The organism is Streptomyces sp. UH6, assembly GCF_013421635.1.
GTDB classification, from domain to species: domain Bacteria; phylum Actinomycetota; class Actinomycetes; order Streptomycetales; family Streptomycetaceae; genus Streptomyces; species Streptomyces abyssomicinicus.
This window is the reverse complement of record NZ_JACADT010000624.1, coordinates 1-3,421: the sequence shown is the minus strand read 5'-3', so window position 1 is coordinate 3,421 and position 3,421 is coordinate 1. Positions and strand designations below refer to the sequence as shown.

Sequence of the window (3,421 nt, the reverse complement as noted above, 5' to 3'; positions counted from 1 at the left end):
ATCCACCCCGGCGGCGTCGCCGCCGGCGCGCCGCCAGGACCACGAACACCACCAGCAGGCCCAGTACGGCGATCCACCCCGGCCGGCGCCCGATCGCCCCGGCCGCGACCCGCACCACCAGGCCCAGCATAAGGACCAGCACCGCGAGCAGTGCGAACTGCATCGCCGTGGAGTGCAGGTCGAAGCGGCGGCGGCGACGACGGCCGGCCGCGGGGACGGGCTCGACGGGCGTGCCCTGCATCCGTTCCCTCCTCCTGCGCCGAACTACGGTCGGACACCGGTGCACGTGATCGAACCGGTCGACGGCCGTCTACCCGGGCACCGGCGTTTCACCGAACGGATGTGCAGGCAAGGGTTCCTCCGGGCGGCGGCGGGCACGTGTCAGGATCGGGCGCGCGGCACACGCCGCACGGCACAGCGGAGGAAGAGCACAGTGGAAGCAACCCGCCGGTGGCGCCGGCTCGCCCCAGTACTCCTCGTCGTGGTCGTCTGGCTGCTGGCGGGTGGCTTCCTCGGGCCGTACGCCGGGAAACTCAGCAGCGTCGCCACCAACGACCAGGCCTCCTTCCTCCCGGAGAGCGCCGAGTCGACCAAGGTCAACGAACTCCAGCAGGCCTTCGAACGCGACCGCACGGTGCCCGCCGTCGTCGTGTGGGTCGCCGAGCGGGGCAAGGTCACCCCGCAGCAGCGCGAGGCGGCCGACGCGGCGCTCGCCGAGGCGGCCCGGACCCCCGGCGTCGTCGCGGACGCCCCCGGCGCCGCGCGGCTGATCCCCTCCGAGGACGGCCGCGCGCTCTCCGCGGTGCTGCCGCTGGAGACGGGCGACGAGGAACTGACCGACGGCTCCGTCGCCACCATCCGCGACACGGCGGGCGAGGCCGAAGGGCTGCGGGCCTACGTCACCGGACCGGCCGCCACCCAGGCCGACCTCTCCGACGCCTTCGCCGGCATCGACGGCATCCTGCTCGTCGTCGCGCTCTGCGTGGTGCTGCTGATCCTGCTGGTCGTCTACCGCAGTGTCCTGCTCCCACTGGTCGTGATCGTCACCGCCGTCTTCGCGCTCGCGCTGGCCTGCGCGGTGGTGTACGCGCTGGCCCGGCGGGACGTGGTGTCCGTCGACGGGCAGGTGCAGGGCATCCTGTTCATCCTGGTGATCGGCGCGGCCACCGACTACGCGCTGCTGATCACCGCCCGCTTCCGCGAGGAACTCGCCCTCGGGCACGAGAAGTACGCCGCGATGCGCACCGCCCTGCGGCAGACCGCCGGCGCGGTCGTGGCGAGCGGCCTGACCGTGGCCCTCGGCCTGCTGGCCCTGATGGTCAGCGACCTCTCCAACAACCGGGCGCTCGGCCCGGTCGGCGCGATCGGCGTGGTCTGCGCGATGGCCGCGGCCCTCACCTTCCTCCCCGCCGTACTGGTGCTGCTGGGCAACGCCGCCTACTGGCCGACGCGTCCCGGGTCGCCGCAGCAGAAGGCCCGTCAGGAGAACGGCCTGTGGCACAAGGTCGCCGATCTGGTGGACCGCCGGCCGCGCCGCATCTGGATCACCGCGCTGGTCGGACTCGCCGCCTGCGCCGCGTTCTCCCCGCTGCTCGCCGCCAAGGGGACGCCGCTGGACGAGATCTTCGTCAACGACGCGCCGTCCGTCACCGGACAGCAGGCGCTGGCCGCGCACTTCCCGGCGGGCTCCGGCAACCCCGCGGTGATCGTCGCCGACGCCGGCAAGGCCGAGGAGGTGACCCGGGCCGCCGCCGCGACCGAGGGCGTCAGCCGGGCCGTGCCGGTCACCGCGGACGGGCCCGGGCGCGGCGAGCCGACGGTGGTCGACGGCAAGGTCCGCATCGACGCCACGCTGAAGGCCGCCGCGGACAGCGACGCCGCCAAGGAGACCATCCCCCGGCTGCGCGAGGCCGTGCACGGGATCGACGGCGCCGACGCGCTGGTCGGCGGCTACACGGCCCAGCAGTACGACACCCAGGCCACCGCCGCACGGGACCGGACGCTGATCGTGCCGGTGGTGCTGGCGATCATCCTGCTGATCCTGGTCCTGCTGCTGCGCGGCCTGCTGCTGCCGGTGCTGCTGGTGCTGACCGTGGGGCTCAACTACCTGGCCACCCTGGGCGTGACCGCGCTGGTCTTCCGGTACGGGTTCGGGTTCACCGGCACGGACGCGTCGGTGCCGCTGTACGGGTTCGTCTTCCTCGTCGCGCTCGGCGTGGACTACAACATCTTCCTGATGACCCGGGTGCGCGAGGAGGCGCTGCTGCACGGCACGCGGGAGGGCATCCGCACCGGTCTGTCCGCCACCGGCGGGGTGATCACCTCGGCGGGCGTGGTGCTGGCCGCGACCTTCGCGGCGCTGACCGTGATCCCGCTGGCCTTCATGGCGTTCATCGCGTTCATCGTCGCCTTCGGCGTGCTGCTGGACACCCTGGTGGTGCGTTCCCTGCTGGTGCCGGCGCTGGCGCGGGACCTCGGGGCCCGGGTGTGGTGGCCGAACAGGTCCATGCGGCCGTGACGCCCGGCGGCTAATTCGATTGCCCGCAGGACGGTCACCCCGCAGGGTCGGACACATGGATCACACCTCCGCCCTCCTCCGGGCCTACGACACCCAGCTGCGCACCGACGCGGAGACCCCCAGCGCCATCGCGGTGACCCGGCTCGGGCCGCTGCGGCTGGTGGTCTTCGGCGGTGGACGCGGGTTCGTCACCTATCAGGACCTCGACGGGGCCGACGCCGCCGAGGTGCGCCGGCTGGTCGGCGCGGCCGCCGACCACTACCGGTCGGACCCGTCGATCACCCGGGTGGAGTGGAAGACCCGGGGGCACGACCACGCCCCCGGGCTCCACGAGGCGCTGCTGGAGCACGGGTTCACGCCCGAGGAGCCGGAGTCGGTCATGATCGGTGAGGCCCGGTCGCTGGCCGTCGAGGTGCCGCTGCCGGACGGGGTGGTCCTGCGGCGGGTGACCGAGGAGGCGGACGTGCGGGCGATGTGCGCGATGCAGGACGAGGCGTTCGGCGACCCCGTGGACGCGCGGATCGCCGACGCGATCCTGTACCGGCTGTCGCTCGACGACGGCATGGAGCTGTGGGTCGCCGAGGCGCGGGGACGGATCGTCACCGCGGGCCGGCTCGAGCCGGTCGCGGGCACGGAGTTCGCCGGCATCTGGGGCGGGGCGACGCTGAAGGAGTGGCGGGGCCGGGGCATCTACCGGGCCCTCACCGCGGCGCGGGCCCGGTCGGCGCTGGCGGCCGGCAAGCGGCTGGTCCACAGCGACTCCACCGAGTACAGCCGGCCGATCCTGGAACGCTACGGGTTCCTCCGGGTCACCACGACGACGCCGTACCGGTGGACCCGCCCCACGGCGCTGTGACCTCCCGGCGCGGACGGCGCGTCCGCGGTGACCCTGCCCGGCGGCGG

The 3,421-nt window shown here is 73.9% G+C and carries 2 protein-coding genes and 1 pseudogene; 2 read left to right on the top strand and 1 reads right to left on the bottom strand.

Annotation, left to right across the window (positions count from 1 at the left end):
* Nucleotides 1–241 (bottom strand): annotated as a pseudogene (locus HW445_RS23200) (restriction endonuclease); the annotation flags it as partial.
* A gap of 192 nt (nt 242–433) precedes the next feature.
* Between HW445_RS23200 and HW445_RS23195 the strand changes: the two are divergent.
* Together HW445_RS23195 and HW445_RS23190 are read left to right on the top strand one after the other, a co-directional pair.
* Entirely contained in the window at nt 434–2,518 is a 2,085-nt protein-coding gene (locus HW445_RS23195) for an MMPL family transporter (protein WP_308799741.1), read from the top strand.
* Between the two features lie 55 nt (nt 2,519–2,573).
* Entirely contained in the window at nt 2,574–3,374 is an 801-nt protein-coding gene (locus tag HW445_RS23190) for a GNAT family N-acetyltransferase (RefSeq protein WP_180222898.1), read from the top strand.
* The last annotated feature ends 47 nt before the right edge of the window (nt 3,375–3,421 follow it).